This window comes from Rhizobium acidisoli, assembly GCF_002531755.2.
GTDB lineage: Bacteria > Pseudomonadota > Alphaproteobacteria > Rhizobiales > Rhizobiaceae > Rhizobium > Rhizobium acidisoli.
Genome location: NZ_CP035001.1, coordinates 419610 through 434110, shown reverse-complemented (window position 1 = coordinate 434110; position 14501 = coordinate 419610). Strand labels below are relative to the sequence as shown.

Here is a 14501-nt window from a genome sequence, read left to right as displayed (position 1 = left end):
ACCTGAAGTTCAATGCCCCTACCAGAACCGCGTCCAGCCGCCCAGGCTTACCAGGAACGGATCTCAGCAGCGGACACAAAAGGTTAAAACGTTTTCAGGAGCCGCAGTAGCGCAACGGTCTCGGTGGGGGTCCCGCGTTTAAAGCCAATATAAGTTTGCACCTCCTTGCCATGAAACCTGCGCTTGAACGCGGCTTGGCCTTGAACGTTGAAAATCCTGCGGTTAACCAGCGATGAAACGAACGCGCGCTGATAGAGGTAACGCCAGACGGTGCTATCACGAAATTGGCTTTTCTCGACGCCGGCGAGAGGCGACAAGCCGAGGGTCATGATCTCGGAGCCTTCTTGTCTGAAACGATCGGCAGCATACTTCGTAAGCCCGATTTCAGCATGGGCAGTGGTGCCGGGGAATTTTCGCTTGAAAGCTGCCGTGTAGCCAACGGCTTTGCCGCCGCGAAAGAGCGGGTCGAAGTCGAGCAGGGCGATTGGCTTTGCATGAGGTGATAAAAGAACGAACCGCCGCATCCCCGGCGTAAGGGACAGACGAAATGGTCGGTTCAAAAACCGCATCTCGCGGCGCCGGACAATTCTTCCAGCGCGCCAGTCATCAGAAATCTTCGTAAGCTCGGCGACAAATTCGCCGTCTCCGCACTCGTGTATAGTATAGCCGTTTTTATGCAACCAACGTTCGGAGTACCGGAGAGTTTCGTTGCGCTTGCCCGTGAACGAGTGGGTCGGCAATGAAAGGGCGCTGTCTTTGCCCATTTGATTTAGACGATAACCGTGCGATGCAAGCTCCGCGGCGGTTGATGCGTGAATTTGAACGAAGCAAGGCTTTCCGGATTGGGCGATGAATTGCGCGAGGTAATGGGCCCTTCGGCCTGGGCTGGCGACCGGATCGCCAAGAGCAAAAACATGCCCCATTTTTGTAGCGTAGGCGATGTAGCCGTCTTCGTCGCCAAAGTAGTTGAGATCAGGCTGAACGGCCGTGGAATATGCCAGGGAAAAATCGCCGTACTGGCGGCACAGTGACAGTCGCTGTTCGACCGTCAAATTTACCGACGAGATTGCAGGTAAGCTCCGATCAAGACAGGTATCGATAAATTTTCTCAGGCGCGCCATTTACAACATTTCAAGTCGGAGTTTTGTACCGTCGATGCGTTCGGAAAGAATGTCAATGAGAATCAACTGGATATATCGTGATACAAGCAAATGAGACTGAATCCACCGTAGTCGTGGGGGCTGGTACGGCTGGTCTGATCGCCGCTTTCGAATTGCGGAAGGTTGGAATTTACCCACGGATATTCGAGAAGGCTAGCCGCGTTGGTGATCAATGGCGTGCGAGGCATCCTCAGCTCACGCTCAATACTCACCGGGATCTTTCCTACCTGCCAAGCATGCGGTATCCAGCAGGAACCCCAGCTTTTCCAAAGCGCGATGCCGTGGTCGCCCACCTTGAAGACTTCGTTGCCAAAGAATCGATGCCAATCGAATTTGGGGTCGAGGTCGATCACATATCGATTAGTGAGGGCGTTTATAGGCTCGCGACGAACAAAGGGACGATCACGGCCCGGAACGTCGTTATCGCAACGGGCCGAGACCGCAAACCAATCATACCAGCGTGGACCGGCCTCGAACGTTTCCAAGGCAAAGTCATGCATGCTGCTGAATTTCGCAACCCATGTGATTATGATGGCAAACGCGTTCTCGTCGTCGGATCCGGCAATTCCGGATTTGACGTCCTTAATCATCTGGCGAAGCAAAAAACAGCCGCTCTTTGGCTGTCGTCAAGACATAGCCCGACACTCGTGCCAAAGCGCCTTTTCGGTGTAACCGTCCATCGGCTTTCCCCCTTTCTAGCCTGTTTTCCGACGCGACTGGTCGATGCGGCACTTGCCGCCACGAGCTATGTCGCTTTCGGTGATCTGGGACGGTTCGGTATCGGAAAGCCGGCGGCCGGCGGTGCGACCAGACTAAGAGAAGGTATAGCATTGGCATCAGATGATGGCGCCGTGAAGGCGATCAAAGCGGGGACGATCAAGGTGGTGCCGGAAGTGCAATCGTTTGATGAGGATCACGTCAATTTCAAAGAGGGTCAATCCTGTTCACCAGAAATCGTCATTTCGGCGACTGGATACGCACCCGATCTCGAAGGGATGCTGGGCAGCCTCGGTCTGCTAGATGAACAGGGGCGAACCCTGATCAATGGACCGCAACAATTATCTTATCTTCCCGGGCTTTATTGTATCGGCATGCGAGCGAGCATTGTTGGTGATATTGGAAGTGCGAAGGTTCAGGGGCGCGCAATTGCGAGAGCGATAAGGCGTCGGCCGACGCGATGAATCACAGATGGCAGCGTCTCAAAAGATGCCCGCCTTTGCGAAGGTAGCACCCATTGCCCGCTCCCCTGCGAAGCGCACCATTCGTGGCTTTAGCTGTTCTAAAAAAGACCTAGCCGAAACTTGATGCCGCCTCCGAGCGCCGGAGGCGGCGCGATATAGGTTACTTGGCCTTCATTACGAATTCCGTCGTGTACGTCTTTGATAAGTCGACCGTCTTACCTTGAACATTTTTCGAGAATTCCGAGAGAACGGCGAGAACCGTTTTCGGTCCGTCTTCCGGCATCACACCGTCCGGCGTGAACATCGCCTTGCCATTTTCCAGCGCTTTCACGTAGCCTTCCTTGTCGCCGACGTAAAAGTCACTTGGCATCTTGTCGGCGATCTCGGACGCAGAGTGCGTATTAATGAAGTGCAGCGTCTTGACGAAAGCGTTCGCGAGCTTCTGCACCTCCTCCTTGTGTGCATTGACCCAGTCGGCGTCCATATAAAGAGACGCGGCCGGATAAGTGCCACCAAGGACCGCCTTGGTTCCAGCCATCGTCCGCATGTCGATCAAGACTTTGGCCTCGCCGGTTTTGAGCATACGGGAGATCGTCGGCTCGGTGGTCATTCCGGCTTGAATGGCATCCTGCTGGATGGCGGCGATGAAAGTCTGGCCGGCACCGACGGGAACTGAGGTGAACTCGCCGAGCTTTAAGCCATTCTTGACAGCCAGATACTGCGTCAGGAAATTCGTGGACGAACCAAGTCCGGTGACGCCGAGGTTCTTGCCCTTGAAATCAGCGGGCGACTTGATCTCCGGGTGTTTGCTGGACACCAGTTCGACTTCCCCTGGCGCCTGACTGAACTGCACAACGGATTCGACGAACTTGCCCTTGCCCTGCAGGTCGATGCAATGGTCATAGAAGCCGACCACACCCTGAACGGCGCCGGAGAGCATCTCGTTTTCCGCGTCCACGCCGGCCGGTTCGTTGAGAAGCTCAACGTCGAGATCTTCGTCTTTGAAGTAGCCGAGCGCTTCCGCAAGCTTGGCCGGCAAATAAATCTGCTTTTCATAGCCGCCCACCATGATGGAGATCTTGTCGGCAGCTTGGGCTGCCGTGGCCCCGAGCGAACTGGTTGCCATCGCCAAGGCCAGGCCCGCAGAATAAATGAAAACGCGTGATGAATGCATGAAAGTCTCCTCCTGAACAGGATATCGCCCGCCGCGCTCCTCACGGCGTCCTCTACGAGATCCACATGTGACCGTAACTGCCCCAAGCTTTCAGTGAGCTTTCAATCTAAAGATACGACAACGCCGAAAGCGACGAGTGCTGTGTTAGAGGACGCCTGGCTGCCGATCTCAAGGCGCGGATGTCATCTCAGCCTTCTTCTCCGGCAGAAGCCAAACTTTCGTTTTCATTGGCCGCTGCCAAATCGCCATCCTCCCAGATCTCAACGAATTCCTCGCCTTCATGCCGTAGGCTCATAAAGACGACGATCGCCACGATGGCCGCTAAAAAGATCGCACTTGTTATAATCGTGCCGAGGCCGAGGCCGCCGTATTGCGTCGGCTGAGACATCAGGTCACCGAATGAGGCACCGAGAGGTCTGGTCAGAATGTAGACCAACCAAAAGCCAAGTACCGGATCGAGGCCGAGAAAGAAGTAGCCGATGGTAAGCGAGATGATGACCATGCCGAATAGGACGCCAGTCGCCAGATATCCCAGTGCGAACTTCTCGGCCACCAGATCGCCGGCGGCTGTGCCGAGCGCAAAGGTGAACAGAATAGCGAGCCAATAGAAGGCCTCGCGCCGACCCGTGAATATAGAGTGTATTGAAAGCGTGCGCTCCGTCTGAAACCAGAGCAAGAAAGTCAGCGCCAAGGCGATCGCGAAACCTATCGTGGTATCCACCAGCGGCACATTCAAGTTGTCCACCAGATTGTCCGTGATCAAAGTGCCAACGATGCTGATTAACACAACCGAAAGCCAATACGCAGCGGGAACATATCTCTTTTGGGCAAATTGCCAAATCAACGCCCCCGCGAGAACAACGGACATGATCAGCGATGTCGCCGTCAGACCGACGCCCATCTGCACATTCAGATAATCGGCTGCCGTTTCGCCCATCGTGACAGCCATAAGTTTAATGAGCCAGAAGTCTGGCGTGACGCGGGGGACACGATTGTAAACGACAGCTTTGACGGTTTCGGTGGTGGCGGGCATTGTGGGTATCCTTGAGAAAGCGGTAATGGTCATTGAGGTTGGACAGCGCAGGCATTTCAAGCGCACGTGAGATCCAATGCGACCTCGCCCTATTGAGGAGGGTTAGCAGGATCGTCGAGCTCCACCATAAGGGCAGCGAGCGCCTTATTGACCTTGTCGGCCGATGGGGCTGATTGCCGTAGCGCCTTGAGCGCCGCGTCCGAAGCGACGTCAATATTGTCCCAGTCGGTCGGGTTTAGCGGACGGATCGCTGTCTCGGCCTGGTCCCAAGCTGTTTCGTAGTCGGTAATTCGCTTTGCGGCGGCTGACAGATCCCCCTTGGAACAGAGGGTTTGAACGTCGGCTATGATTGTCTTGAACGATGACAGATCACCAAGGTCTGCCGTTTCGGCGGGTGCTTTGTTGGCATAGAGTTCAAAACCGGTGAAGGCAGCTACCGGTGCAACAATAAGTGCAATGGCGAGAATAATCTGTTTCATCAGCGGATTCCCAATTTCTGGCAGGCTCGAGTGGCAGCCCGCGGCGGTTGGGTGAGCCCCCCTGCCTTGCCACCGGCGTGCGGTTTACATGAGATGACTACGTGGATTCTATTAGCTGAGAATTAGAGCGGTGACGGCGTGAAGGTCGACAGGCAGTAAATCCGCAGCAAATAACCTGCAAAAGGGGCGGCCGTTGATGTCACCGGCCGCCCGAAGTCTCACTTCTTCTGCGAGGTCATTTGCGAGACGACCGCTTTTCTGCCTTTGATCGTGTAAGTCAGCTGGACCTTCTCCCCGACGCGGAGTTTGGTGTCCTCGATTCCCTCGGGCAGGTTGTAGGTCTTGCCGTCCGACAGCGTGATCGTATCGGCATTCTTGCTGATCGCCGTGATCTTGCCGGACGCTTGGGCTGCCAAGGCCATGCTTATCGACGCGAGCGTTAGAATTGCGGTCATAAGGATCTGTCGTTTCATTCTACTTCTCCATTTATGGTTTGGGCCGCCGATATTTTTGCTTTCCCGCAATACGGCATGGGTTGCGCGGAAAGCATGCCCTCACTCACCTCTGAGCTTCTGCGTGACGTGTGTCCGGCTGCGCATTGCTTCGTTCATCGCGGCCAGCAAAGAGGTCCCCCCGGCGGCGGCAACGAGGGTAGCGAGATAGAACCATGGCACCGAAAGCACCTGGGGTGGGGGGTCGAACACTCCGGTCAACAGCTTGACGAGCACATAGGCAATCAGCGTGCCCGCCATGAGACCCAGGACCATACCGCTGCCGGTGACTAATATTGCTTCGCTCCAGACAAAGGCCCCGAGTTGTCGTGGCCGGGCTCCGAGCGCGACGAGGAGCGCGAAGGAGCGCTCGCGATCGACAAACCCGAGACCTAGCACCAATCCACCCGAAGCGGCCAGCATGACCAGCGCGAAGACCAGCTCGAGCCGTGTCAAGCCGGCGAGGTCAACTGCGGTGAGGCTCGACCCGATCAGGGCGACGGCATCGCCGATCTGGCTGACCTTGAGTCCAGGTAGACCCGCAGTCGCGTTTCGGGCGGCCAGAGCGACGCGGGCCGGATCGCCGCTCGAACGGAGAAGGACGATCTCGCTTACGGCGGACCCGGTCTGCTGTGCAATGTAAGCGGCGTTGGCGACCAGAAACGAATCCTTGGGTGCGGTCGGGAATTCGCGCACTACGCCCATAATGTGGAAGGGTACGACATGGTATTGGTGATCGGCCGCGTTTTGCAGGCGAAGATTGATGCTGTCGCCGCGACTGAGTTGATAGTCGTTCACCGTTTCCTGCGATACAAGCACGCCGTCGGGTGTTTGTGCGAGGTCGGTGAGCATCGCCCTGGCGTCGCCGTCGGCGAAATAGGCGTCGGACATCGTCGTGGCTGTGCCGATGCGCGTTGGATCGATGCCAAAGAGATCCTGAAGGTCTGTTCCGACGTAAGCGTAGCGGTGTTGCATCGGCTGCGCGGCCGCCACGCCCGGCAGCCGGTAAAGATGATTGAGCGCCTGGGAAGCGGGCACGGCGGATGTGCCCGTGACGGTGACGTCGGCTCCGTTGGTGAGTTCAGCGTCGACCTTTGCCTGAGCCTCATAGGTCGCGTTGAAAATCGCAGTCGATACGGCGAAGGCAAACGCAAGCGCGGCTAAACCGATGCCAGCACTCAGTCGCCGGCCTTGCCGTCCAAATGTCGCAGCCACCACACCCGCGAGACGTCCGGCGACCGGTCGCAAGGTCCTGGCGATCACCGAGCCGCTTTGCCGCAACGCGGCCCCGACGAGCCTCATGGCCAATAGGGCCAGGCCGATCCATAGCAACACAGGGACGAGGAAGGCCGTGTAGTCGACCGCCGTCGCTGCCACGCCCTCCGGCGCGAGAACAACCTGGTATCCGCTCGCTGCCGAACGCCAGTAGAGCGCCGCCGCCAAAGCCAGCAGGGCCGGATCGAGATAGAAGCGCGCCCAGAGCGGTGCCTGGTCATAGCCGACTGGCCGCCGGGCGGCCGCAATGGTCGAGCCGCGGGCGTCGCGCCAGGCTGGGATCAGGATCGATGCGAGCGAAAGCGCGATCCCGGCCACCGCCACAGCGCAAATCAAGGGAATTGCTCCCCTGCGCAAGAGCGCCACCCCGAGGATGAAATGCGCGGCAAGAGCAGCAAGGAGAATACCGAGGATCGCACCGCCGACACCCGCAACTGCCGCTTCAGCGGCAGCCATGCGAAGAACCGTATCGACGGCTGCTCCTCGCAGGCGCAGCAACGCCTGATCGTGGCGGCGCCTGTCCCGCCCAGCGCCGGCGACCGCAAGCGTCAGCAGGATGGCGAGGATGGCCCCAGGGGCGCCGAGGAAAAGGAATACCAGCCGCGCATAAAGGGCATCCTCGCGCACCGCCGCCAATCGGGCCGCCAGGTTGTTTGCAAGCAGCGCGGTTCCGGCGACGCGAGCCTCGAAATTGTGGCCGCGCTCGGTTGCTGCGGTGCTGGCGGCGACCGGGTCGGATGATAAGTCATGATGATCGAGCTTGACGTGGAACTGGGTCCGAATTGTATCGGGCCGGCTCGCGCGCTGCTCCTCGAACATCTGCTTCCACTGAGGCAAGGGCAACAGCAAAACATTGTCGGGCGGGGCTTGTGGTGTGGCGCCAGCCGGGACACCGATCGCCTGAAACATCGCATCGGCGTTCGGCAAATCGACGATGCCGACGATCGTAACGCTGAAATCAGGCGCTTGGTGCCGGTGGATGGTGACCTGATCCCCCACCGCGACATGCAGGTTGGCCGCAGTCTGTTGCGCGATCAGAACGCCGTCGACCGATCCTACGAGCCGTCGAACCTGTGCTGGGAATTGTTCGAAATAGCCTGGTCCGATGCCAAGTACCGTGCCGCCGCCCGTGGTCTGCACGGTGCCTCCCGTGTTCGCCTCAAAACCAGGTACGTCGGCATAGTCGATCGACTGCAGACCGGTTACCGGGGCGGCGGAGCGGATCACAGCCTCGACCGCACTATGATCCGTTCCCGTCAGCGGTTGAACCTGCCAGTCGACGGGGACCTGGGCGACCGACCGTGCGGTCTTCTGGGCCGCGCTGAATTGCAAAAACGCGCCTAGGCACGCGATGAAGGCGACCGTCAGCGCGACACCGCCGATGGTGCCGACCAATCGGCCGGAACGCGTTCGGACAAGTCCGATCAGCCAGCGCCTGTACATGCCGACCTCTCAACCATGCTTTCGAATTTGCCGTGACGCATCCACCAGATGCGGCTCATCTTTGCCGCCATGCGCTCATCATGCGTCGCGATCACTATGGCGCTTCCCGACTGCCGACCCCAGGCGAGGAGTCGGTCGACCAGCAACACGGCACTGGCCTGATCAAGTTGGCCTGTCGGCTCGTCGGCGACGATCAATTGCGGATTGGTCGAAACGGCCCGCGCTACGGCGACCCGCTCGGCCTGGCCGCCGGAAAGCTGCTCCGGCAACTTTGCCGCCAGCGCTTCGACGCCGAAAGTGGCAAGTGCCGTCAGGGCGCGCGTCTCGGCGTCGGGGCCGCTAGTGAGAAGGATCGGTAACGCGACGTTCTCGACGGCGGTGAGTGCCGGCATCAGGTTCGCAGATTGGAAGACGACGCCGATCCGCTCGGGGCGCAATGTGTCGAACGGACCGAGCCCAGGCCAATCCAATTGTCCTGAGCTTGGCACGTCCAGCCCTGCGATCAAGTTCAAAAGCGTCGTCTTTCCGCAGCCGGAAGGTCCCATGATGGCGATGGTTTCGCCTGCGTGAATCCTGAAGGAGCAGCCCTGAATGGCCGTCACGATACCCCGCTCGCGCTGAAAGCTGCGCCACAGATCCGTGGCCACCGCCAAAGTCTTAGCCATGCACGATGCCTCCATCCCGAATGTCCACAATGCGATCGGCCCGTGCGGCGAGTGCTGGGCTGTGCGTGACGATCAGGACGGCGCCGCCGCTCCGGCAGTTTTCGACGAGGCGATCAATGACGAGTTGTTCTGTCGCCGCATCGACTTCGGCGGTCGGCTCATCGCAGAGCAGGATTGCCGGGTTTGCAGCGAGCGCCACGGCCAAGCCAGCGCGAGCTGCCTCACCGCCTGAAAGGTGGGAAGGTAGTGCGTCGGCGAGCCCGTCGAGGCCCAACCCGCCGACAAGGCCATCGATTTCGTCCGGTCTGCCGCGACCGGAAATCTCCATCTGGAGACGAATGTTGGCCCGGACCGTCAGATGCTCGAACAGATTGCCGGATTGCATGAGCATGCCAAAATGGCGAGCCCTAAGCCGAGCCCGCTCCGGCTCGGGGCGTCGGGTCACGCGCTCGCCCAGGACAGACACGACGCCACCGTCCGGCTCATCGATCCCGGCCAGGCAGGCAAGGAGCGTCGATTTTCCGCTGCCCGACGGGCCTCTCAACGCGGTGAATTCTCCGGCATCGAGCGTGAGGGCCACCCCGCGCAGAGCCACGACTTCGTCGTCGCCGGCATGAAAGAAGCGGTAAAGCTCGGTCGCCTCCAGCGCAGCCATGAACTCACCTCCACTGCAAGGAATTGGAGATCAGTTGCCATTGGTCGACGTTGTCGGCACCGGCCGGAGCGGCAAGATCAAGCGTGACCGCCTTGCCATTCTTGAACAGGATGAAGCGCTCGTGCTCGAGCCTGATCTGTTTGCTCGTGACCGAATTAGGCGCCGAGCTCGACACATAGCTGATGCGGACACCCGCTCCCGCTGCGAGCCTTACATCCTTGACCGCCGTGACTTTGACAGCGTGCTCGGCCGTCTTGAGGTCTGGGATCTCGTGGGCCCTTGCTGAAGAAGCCGTTGGCGCTGCATTCGCGATGCCAACGGTAGCAACTATCTCATCGTATTTATCGAAGAACCGAACGCCATGGTCGATCGCGGACCGCGACCATCCCTCCGGCACCTTCAGATCAAATCCGTCGGGAGAGTTGTAGGTAACGAAGACTTGGTTGTCCGGAATGTCCCCCGGCGGGTTCGTCTCAGGCGCAACGAGTTTCTTCTGCGCCACAGCGGGAGCAAATGCGCCGGATGATACCATGAGCAGCACACCCAATGCGGCGGATATTCGATAGCGGACAGTCATGATCGGCGCTCCTCTGCAAACCTGAGAAGGCATATGACGCCAGCAGAATTAGAAGGGTCTTAGATGATCAGCCGGAATGCAGTCGGCTGCATCAGAATCTGTGCAGGAGAAATCGGTTTAGGTTATCTTGAAACATGCGTGTTCTTGTGATCGAAGATGATGTCATGCTTGGCCGGGCTCTCGTGCAAGCCCTCGACGATGCCGGCATGTCGGCAGATTGGGTGCGTGACGGGCACCTCGGGGGCGAAGCCGTCGCCGTCGGCGGCCATGGTCTTGCGTTGCTCGACCTCGGTTTGCCCGGCCGCTCGGGCCTGGAAATCCTGCGTTCGCTCCGGATGGCCGGCGACAGGAGACCAATCCTGGTGATCACCGCCCGTGACGAACTCGACGATCGCGTCACGGGGCTCGACCTCGGGGCCGATGACTACCTGGTGAAGCCGTTCGAGGTCAAAGAACTGCTGGCGCGCATGCGTGCCGTACTGCGCCGACATGGAGGTCAGGCGGTTTCGATCCTCTGCACGAGCGAAATCGAGCTCGATCTGTCGAGCCATGAGGTGAAATATCGTGGGTGCGGCGAAGTGTTGCCAGCGCGCGAGTTTGTCTTGATTCAGGCACTATTGGAACGTCCCGGCACCATTCTATCGCGCAGCCAGCTCGAGGAAAGGCTCTATGGTTGGGGTGAAGAGGTGGAAAGCAACGCTGTCGACGTGCTCATCCATTACGTGCGGCGCAAGTTCGACAAGGACATCATACGCAACGTCCGCGGGGCCGGCTGGATGGTTCCCAAGTGAAAGGCACGATTTCGATCCGACGCACGGCCTTCATATGGCTTGCCGGGTTAATGGCGACCATCGGCGTCTGCGCGGCGACAACATCGTACTTCCTCGTCAGGAACGAGGCATCCGACTTCCTCGACAATCAGCTACGGCAGATCGCGCTCTATGTCGGTGATGCGCGTTCATCGCCAGAAACAGGCCCAGATAGCGGCGCGCCGCACGATCCCGAAGACGACTTCGTCATCCAGGCCTGGGATGCGGCGGGCAAGCCGTTGCGACAATCGCATCCCGCCGTTGGTATTCCCCGCCAACCAGCGACCGGGTTTGTCGACATTTCGACCGTCAGCAACTATTGGCGGGTCTACACGCTGGCCGCGCCGGATCGAACTGTTCAGGTCTCCCAGGATATGAGCGTCCGGGAGGAACTGGCGGCGAATGCGGCGCTCCAGGCGGCGCTTCCTATTATCGTTCTGATTCCGCTATCATTGCTGACGCTGAGCTGGATTATCGATCGGATCATGGCCCGGCTCAATCGCCTGGCCGTCGCGGTCGCCTCCCGGGACACAACCGTGGACAGCCCTGTTCCGATCGATGACGTGCCAGCTGAAGTCGTTCCGTTCGTAAGTTCGATCAATCTGCTGCTCGCCCGGCTACGCGCATTGCTGGAGAGACAGCGGCGGTTCATCTCGGATGCGGCCCATGAACTGCGCACACCGCTCTCGGCGCTTCAAATTCAAATCGACAACCTTCGGCACGACGACCGCGACGGCCGTTTTTCTCAGGGTTTAGCTGAGCTCGACGCCGGAATCGGCAGGGCCACCCGCCTCGTGAACAAGCTCTTGCGGCTGGCGCGCTACGACGCCCATGAGACCGCGCCCACGTCGCAGGCGATCGACCTTGTCCAGCTCGCGCTCGACACGGTTGCGCGCCTCACCCCCCTTGCCGAGAGCCGGGGGATTGACCTGGGCATCACACGCCAGGACAAGGCTTTCACCATCGGAGCGCTGGCCGACTTCGAAATCATTCTTGAAAACCTCATCGAGAACGCCGTTCGATACACGCCTGCGAGCGGAATCGTCGACGTCGCGGTGCTGACTGGCGGGCAAGAAATTCGAATCGAAATCCGCGACACCGGTCCCGGCATCGCGGAGGAAGACTTGCCGCGCGTCTTTGAACGGTTCTTCCGGGCAGGGCCTCAGGACAGCGAGGGAAGCGGTTTAGGGCTTGCCATCGCGAAAGCGGCAGCCGAACGACAAGGGGCGCGCGTCACGCTCGCTCCTCGCGAGGAGCGGCCTGGGCTTATAGCATCTGTCATTATCGATCTGCCTGAATAACTGCATCCGCTAGCTCTTTGTCCAACCAGATCGAAGGTAACGACGCTTGGCCGAGGAATAGATCGCCAGCCGGCCGTCGCGCAACTCTCTCTCGTTGAGCCTGGCCTTGGGTAACGATGCCGTTATGCAGGGCGGGTTTGCTGGGCGACAGCAGGTGGCGGTAATGTAGCTCTGGAGAAATTCGGGATTTCCTCGATGGTATCAAGCATGTCGACATTGAGTATCGGTCACGGAGAAGTGTCCCCGTGTCTCGGGTCTGATGTGACGGATTGGGTAAGCGGGAGAGTCATCGCCTGTCCAGCTAGGTCCGCGCGGAGCCGGTTGAGTTGGTCGAGGCTGGCAACAGTCTTTTCAGGCATTAGTGTCGCCAGTCCGACGAGCAGGGTTTCAAGGAAGGCCAGCGTCGCGCTGTGTAGGCTGAAATCATCGGCCCGGCCGCGCGGGACTGTCACGACCCGGGTCACACGCCCCGCCAGTTCCCTTTCGAGACTGTCCGTCACGAGGACGGTCTGCAAGCCAAGAGCCTGGGCATGGTTGAGCAGGACGGACAGTTCCCGGTATACCCGGCTGTAGGCCATGATGAACACGACGTCGCCGGCACGCAGCGGCAGAAGTTCGTCCGCCAGAGATAGGCCGGTGGAGGTTAACGCCCGTCCGCTCAGGCCGAGTCTGCCGAGTTGGGTGCAGAAGTATTGGGTCATAGCCGATGTGGGACCAACCCCGAACACAACGATTTCGCGGGCGCCGGTTAGCGCATGGACGATGGCGCGAAAGCTTTGGGCATCGAGGGTGGATCGCAGCGTGGAAATCGCCTCTGCCTGGGCTGTGAGTGTCTTTTCCAGGGCCTGCTCGAGATCTCCGGCATTCTTCAGGATCGTCCGTGACAACCGTTCAGGCAACGTCAGTTGGGCGCTGAATTCGTCGGCGATCGCCCGGCGCATTCCGTCCAAACCCTCGAACCCGAGGGCTCTGGCGGTACGGATGATCGAGGCGTCGCTGGTCCCAATAGCATTGGCGAGCTCGATCGCTGTGTGCACCAAAATCTGATGCAGGTTTTCTGCGAAATATCGCGCCACACGATGTTCGGTGCGGCTGAGGTTGGGGCTACGGGATGCCACCAACTCGGCGAAAGAAGACGCCTGGTTCATTTGATCTCCTTGACCTGTTATACATACTACACCATTATTCTCCAGTGTTGTCACCACAACAATCGGAAAGAGAGCATGCAGAGTTTATCCTGGGCCATCGCCGCGCCGGCCATTGGGGCAGCCTTCATGGCGTCGATTGTTGAAGTGGCCGAGGCATTTACAATCATTCTGGCGGTAGGCACGCTCCGAGGATGGCGCCCTGCTGTCGCCGGTACGGTGGCGGCACTCGCGGTGCTGGCTATAGTGGTCCTTGCCCTTGGCCCCCTCCTCGATAACATTCCGCTGCGTTCGCTGCAGCTCGTAATTGGGGTCCTGTTGCTGTTGTTCGGCATGGGATGGCTGCGCAAAGCCATCCTGAGATCGGCGGGGATCATTCCGCTGCATGACGAGATCGCGGCCTTCCGCGCCGAGCAGGCATATTTGTCGGATGCGATCGCACGCCACCAGACGTCGCTTAACTTACTGGCCGGCATGACAGCCTTCAAAGGCGTGCTGCTCGAAGGTCTGGAAGTGATCTTCATCGTGATCGCCGTCGGTTCCGGCCGAGGCCTCACCTGGGCGGCCTCGCTTGGGGCGCTGGCCGCCTGCCTGCTGGTATTGCTAGTCGGCGTCATCGTCCACAAGCCGCTCTCACGAGTCCCAGAAAACATGCTAAAGTTTTCAGTGGCCATCATGCTGTCGAGCTTCGGAGTCTTCTGGACCGGTGAAGGTCTGGGCATCGAATGGCCGGGGCAGGACCTGATGCTTTTTGTTTTTGCAGCATTGTTCCTGATGACCGGGCTCGCCATGTCCCGCGTCCTGAGATCCGAAGCTGAGGAACTGCTCCAATGACCGTCATCGCGGATGTGTTCAAAGAAATCTTTAGCATGTTTGTCGCCGATGTTTGGTTGACACTGGCGGTACTGGTACTCGTGCTGAGCATTGCAATCGGTATCTATTCCACTCCCAGTTCAATGCATCTGCTGCTGGGCTTCACCATGTTAGCCGGCTGCTTGCTCATCATCGTTGCCGCAACGGTGCGGAATACGCGGCGCATGAAGCGACAAAAAGACCAATGAAACCGTCAAAAACTTTGAAGGCAATCCTCTGCTATGGCGGAGGGAGTGTGAT

The 14501-nt window shown here is 59.1% G+C and carries 15 protein-coding genes; 5 read left to right on the top strand and 10 right to left on the bottom strand.

Features of this window, described 5'->3' with window-relative positions; translation table 11 throughout:
• Positions 1-83: 83 nt before the first annotated feature.
• Entirely contained in the window at positions 84-1121 is a 1038-nt protein-coding gene (locus CO657_RS31120; protein ID WP_054185988.1) for a phosphatidylglycerol lysyltransferase domain-containing protein, read from the bottom strand.
• 77 nt (positions 1122-1198) lie between these two features.
• Here CO657_RS31120 and CO657_RS31115 point away from each other — a divergent pair, with 77 nt between their 5' ends.
• Positions 1199-2341, top strand: a complete 1143-nt coding sequence (locus CO657_RS31115; RefSeq protein ID WP_082366396.1) for a flavin-containing monooxygenase — start codon at positions 1199-1201, stop codon at positions 2339-2341.
• A gap of 160 nt (positions 2342-2501) precedes the next feature.
• On the opposite strand, the gene CO657_RS31110 is transcribed toward CO657_RS31115, so the two are convergent.
• From CO657_RS31110 to CO657_RS31075, 8 genes are all read right to left on the bottom strand, one after another.
• Positions 2502-3515 (bottom strand): ABC transporter substrate-binding protein, encoded by a 1014-nt coding sequence (locus tag CO657_RS31110; RefSeq protein WP_054185990.1) that lies wholly within the window; start codon positions 3513-3515, stop codon positions 2502-2504.
• Positions 3516-3702: 187 nt separating this feature from the next.
• Entirely contained in the window at positions 3703-4548 is an 846-nt protein-coding gene (locus CO657_RS31105) for a COG4705 family protein (RefSeq protein WP_054185991.1), read from the bottom strand.
• 89 nt (positions 4549-4637) lie between these two features.
• Complete coding sequence (locus CO657_RS31100) at positions 4638-5027, bottom strand: hypothetical protein (protein ID WP_037146808.1); 390 nt, start codon at positions 5025-5027, stop codon at positions 4638-4640.
• Between the two features lie 218 nt (positions 5028-5245).
• The gene (locus tag CO657_RS31095) at positions 5246-5500 is read right to left on the bottom strand and encodes a DUF1344 domain-containing protein (RefSeq protein ID WP_054185992.1); all 255 of its coding nucleotides are present in this window, start codon (positions 5498-5500) and stop codon (positions 5246-5248) included.
• 81 nt (positions 5501-5581) lie between these two features.
• A complete protein-coding gene (locus CO657_RS31090; RefSeq protein ID WP_054185993.1) occupies positions 5582-8236 on the bottom strand; it encodes an ABC transporter permease in 2655 nt (884 codons plus the stop codon).
• On the bottom strand, positions 8218-8901 hold the full coding sequence (locus CO657_RS31085) for an ABC transporter ATP-binding protein (protein WP_063856472.1): 684 nt from the start codon (positions 8899-8901) through the stop codon (positions 8218-8220). Before CO657_RS31085 ends, CO657_RS31090 begins: the two co-directional genes overlap by 19 nt.
• Complete coding sequence (locus CO657_RS31080) at positions 8894-9556, bottom strand: ABC transporter ATP-binding protein (RefSeq protein ID WP_054185995.1); 663 nt, start codon at positions 9554-9556, stop codon at positions 8894-8896. The genes CO657_RS31085 and CO657_RS31080 overlap by 8 nt, the downstream gene beginning before the upstream one ends.
• Before the next feature lie 4 nt (positions 9557-9560).
• Entirely contained in the window at positions 9561-10133 is a 573-nt protein-coding gene (locus tag CO657_RS31075; protein WP_037146823.1) for a hypothetical protein, read from the bottom strand.
• A gap of 134 nt (positions 10134-10267) precedes the next feature.
• Here CO657_RS31075 and CO657_RS31070 point away from each other — a divergent pair, with 134 nt between their 5' ends.
• Both CO657_RS31070 and CO657_RS31065 read left to right on the top strand, forming a co-directional pair.
• Positions 10268-10924 carry a response regulator gene (locus CO657_RS31070; protein WP_054185996.1) on the top strand — a complete coding sequence of 219 codons (657 nt, stop codon included), beginning with the start codon at positions 10268-10270 and terminating at the stop codon, positions 10922-10924.
• Positions 10921-12243 (top strand): ATP-binding protein, encoded by a 1323-nt coding sequence (locus CO657_RS31065; RefSeq protein WP_097609987.1) that lies wholly within the window; start codon positions 10921-10923, stop codon positions 12241-12243. The genes CO657_RS31070 and CO657_RS31065 overlap by 4 nt, the downstream gene beginning before the upstream one ends.
• A gap of 227 nt (positions 12244-12470) precedes the next feature.
• On the opposite strand, the gene CO657_RS31060 is transcribed toward CO657_RS31065, so the two are convergent.
• On the bottom strand, positions 12471-13391 hold the full coding sequence (locus CO657_RS31060; protein ID WP_054185997.1) for a MurR/RpiR family transcriptional regulator: 921 nt from the start codon (positions 13389-13391) through the stop codon (positions 12471-12473).
• 75 nt (positions 13392-13466) lie between these two features.
• Here CO657_RS31060 and CO657_RS31055 point away from each other — a divergent pair, with 75 nt between their 5' ends.
• Complete coding sequence (locus CO657_RS31055) at positions 13467-14222, top strand: COG4280 domain-containing protein (protein WP_054185998.1); 756 nt, start codon at positions 13467-13469, stop codon at positions 14220-14222.
• Positions 14219-14449 (top strand): hypothetical protein, encoded by a 231-nt coding sequence (locus tag CO657_RS31050; protein ID WP_054185999.1) that lies wholly within the window; start codon positions 14219-14221, stop codon positions 14447-14449. Before CO657_RS31055 ends, CO657_RS31050 begins: the two co-directional genes overlap by 4 nt.
• Positions 14450-14501 lie beyond the last annotated feature (52 nt).

Coding starts and splice junctions, on each gene's coding strand:
- CO657_RS31120 (WP_054185988.1), bottom strand. CDS start 1,121: ATGGCGCGCCTGAGAAAATTTATCGATACCTGTCTTGATCGGAGCTTA.
- CO657_RS31110 (WP_054185990.1), bottom strand. CDS start 3,515: ATGCATTCATCACGCGTTTTCATTTATTCTGCGGGCCTGGCCTTGGCG.
- CO657_RS31105 (WP_054185991.1), bottom strand. CDS start 4,548: ATGCCCGCCACCACCGAAACCGTCAAAGCTGTCGTTTACAATCGTGTC.
- CO657_RS31100 (WP_037146808.1), bottom strand. CDS start 5,027: ATGAAACAGATTATTCTCGCCATTGCACTTATTGTTGCACCGGTAGCT.
- CO657_RS31095 (WP_054185992.1), bottom strand. CDS start 5,500: ATGAAACGACAGATCCTTATGACCGCAATTCTAACGCTCGCGTCGATA.
- CO657_RS31090 (WP_054185993.1), bottom strand. CDS start 8,236: ATGTACAGGCGCTGGCTGATCGGACTTGTCCGAACGCGTTCCGGCCGA.
- CO657_RS31085 (WP_063856472.1), bottom strand. CDS start 8,901: ATGGCTAAGACTTTGGCGGTGGCCACGGATCTGTGGCGCAGCTTTCAG.
- CO657_RS31080 (WP_054185995.1), bottom strand. CDS start 9,556: ATGGCTGCGCTGGAGGCGACCGAGCTTTACCGCTTCTTTCATGCCGGC.
- CO657_RS31075 (WP_037146823.1), bottom strand. CDS start 10,133: ATGACTGTCCGCTATCGAATATCCGCCGCATTGGGTGTGCTGCTCATG.
- CO657_RS31070 (WP_054185996.1), top strand. CDS start 10,268: ATGCGTGTTCTTGTGATCGAAGATGATGTCATGCTTGGCCGGGCTCTC.
- CO657_RS31060 (WP_054185997.1), bottom strand. CDS start 13,391: ATGAACCAGGCGTCTTCTTTCGCCGAGTTGGTGGCATCCCGTAGCCCC.
- CO657_RS31055 (WP_054185998.1), top strand. CDS start 13,467: ATGCAGAGTTTATCCTGGGCCATCGCCGCGCCGGCCATTGGGGCAGCC.
- CO657_RS31050 (WP_054185999.1), top strand. CDS start 14,219: ATGACCGTCATCGCGGATGTGTTCAAAGAAATCTTTAGCATGTTTGTC.